Annotated in this window: 3 protein-coding genes; 1 reads left to right on the top strand and 2 read right to left on the bottom strand. The window is 72.8% G+C overall.

Annotated elements, in window-relative coordinates:
• Both H5J33_RS33030 and H5J33_RS33025 read right to left on the bottom strand, forming a co-directional pair.
• Window positions 1-658 (bottom strand): glycosyltransferase (locus H5J33_RS33030; RefSeq protein ID WP_309485544.1); only part of this gene is annotated, 658 nt, incomplete at its 3' end.
• Between the two features lie 186 nt (window positions 659-844).
• On the bottom strand, window positions 845-1,243 hold the full coding sequence (locus H5J33_RS33025) for a DUF6344 domain-containing protein (protein ID WP_181798390.1): 399 nt from the start codon (window positions 1,241-1,243) through the stop codon (window positions 845-847).
• A 349-nt stretch (window positions 1,244-1,592) separates the two neighbouring features.
• On the opposite strand from H5J33_RS33025, the gene H5J33_RS36890 reads away from it, so the two are divergent.
• Window positions 1,593-1,721, top strand: a complete 129-nt coding sequence (locus tag H5J33_RS36890) for a DLW-39 family protein (RefSeq protein WP_003999697.1) — start codon at window positions 1,593-1,595, stop codon at window positions 1,719-1,721.
• Window positions 1,722-1,998 lie beyond the last annotated feature (277 nt).

The raw sequence follows: 1,998 nt of genomic DNA, 5'->3' as shown, positions 1-1,998 counted from the left end.
TGACCTGCCCGTCCCACTTGCGGTACAGCAGACCGGCCTGCGCCGAGAACCAGCCGCGGCTCACCGCGTCCAGCGCCAGCAGCAGCCCGGTGTCCTCGGAGGCCGGCAGCGCCATCCAGCCGCCCAGCGCGAGCAGCAGTTCGTGTCGTACGCACAGGGTCGCCGGGTGGACCGGCGGGCGGAAGTCGTTGCGCTTCCAGTGGTCGAGGACGGTGCCGCGTTCCAGCGGGCCGTCGTCGGGGTCGCCGGGGAAGCCGGCCGTGGTGCCGTCGGGCAGCAGGTCCAGCACGCGGGAGGTCGTCCAGCCGACGGCGGGACGGGCCTCCAGCACCGCCAGGTCGCGGGCGAGCGCGCCCGGGGTGAGCCGGTCGTCGGCGTCCAGCACCTTGACGTAGGCGCCTTCGGCGCGGGACAGCGCGATCGTCCGGGCCACGCCGGGACCGCCCGGCCGGCCCTGGCGGAAGGACACCCGCGCGTCGTCCGGGACGTACGGGCGGACCCGGTCCGTCGTCCCGTCCTCCTGCACGACCCACTCCCAGTCCCAGCCGTCGGGCAGCCGTTGCGCGCACAGGGACGCGTACGCGTCCGGCAGGAACCGGGCGGACGGGCCGTGGACAGCGGTGACTACGGTGACGCGCCGGCTCACGGCAGCGCTCACCACCTTTCCGTGCGGTCGGAGCCTGTTGTCGCTGCCAGCATGGCGTACGACGGATCCGGGCACCCGGCGGGTCCCGGAAACAGCGCGAGACCCCCGGCCGGGGCGGCCGGGGGTCTTCCGTGTCGACTGGTGCGTACGCAAGTCGCCTTGTTGTCGAGACGTTGCGGTGCTGCGGCGGGCGGGGGCTCAGCAGTCGAGCGCCGCCGGGGCGTGGTCGGGGCTCCGGTCCTGTTCCTCGGCCCGTGTCCGGGGCCGGGTCTGCTGCTGGAGTTCCGTCTCGCTCTGCTGGGTCTCGGTCGGTGGCCGGTGCCGGCAGCTGGGGGACTTTCCGTGGGCCTCGGCCCGGATCCGCTGCTTCATCGTGGGGGGCAGGGCCCGGGCGCGGGACCAGGCCCAGGGATGTGGGACCGGGATCGTCGGGAGCGTGCGGTGCGCGGTGCCGGTGCCGGCGCTCTCGGTCCGGGGTCCGGCCGGGGCGGCGGTGGCGGTGGCGGCGCCGGCGGAGACGAGTCCGAGCGCCGTGCACAGCGCGAGGAAGGCGGTGACGATGGCGGTCCACATCTTCATGACCTTGGTCCGGGCCATGATCCCCTCACTTTCGGGTTGGGCGATTTGCGTACTTTGTTCATGATGTGTATGAGGGTCGCGATGTGGTGGACCGACGCCCGTGGCGCGTCGATGTTCCGATGAACACCACTCGGATGGGTCCAAGAAGGGAGAAAACCCTCTAAAGGCGATGAGGCAGGCCGAAGCGGGAGCAAATTAACCGTCCGTGGGGGCCCGGTCACGCTCCGGTCGGCACGGCGTCCGGCTGCACCTACTGCGCCGCCGGGCCCGGGAGTTGGGCGCCGACGCAGGTCACCGGCCGATATCGGGCGGTGTGTATAGTCGGGCGCCAGAGGTCCCCTACGTCAAGGAAAGACGAGGTCGCGCGGTGAAGAAGCTGCTCCTGGTCGCACTGGCCGCCATCGGCGGGCTCCTCGTGTACCGCCAGATCCAGGCGGATCGCGCCGAGCAGGACCTGTGGACGGAGGCGACCGACTCCGTGCCCACGGGTTCGTGAGTCCCCCTGTCGAAGCCGATTTCCCATCTGTACAGACCCCGGTCGCCCGAGCGGCCGGGGTTCTGCGTTGCCGGGGGGCCTCCCGGGTTGCGGGGACGCGCGGGCCGGGGTAGCCGGGGCGGACGCGGGGCCGACGGGGGCCGGACGTTTCGGACGGGTGCACGCGTTGCCCGGATGGCGCAGGGCCGGCCGGGGCAGGATGGAGCCCGCTACGCGGTGCGGTGGTCCGACGAGTGGGGGTGTGGGGGGCGTTCGCCCTGGACTACCTGGTCCGGCT

It is taken from the genome of Streptomyces sp. WELS2 (genome assembly GCF_013870595.1).
Classification (GTDB): Bacteria; Actinomycetota; Actinomycetes; order Streptomycetales; family Streptomycetaceae; genus Streptomyces.
Note: the sequence above shows the minus strand (reverse complement) of the source record. Positions and strands in the feature narration are given on the sequence as shown.

Excerpts from the sequence above, each read along its gene's own strand:
- H5J33_RS33025 (WP_181798390.1), bottom strand. The coding sequence starts at position 1,243 with ATGGCCCGGACCAAGGTCATGAAGATGTGGACCGCCATCGTCACCGCC.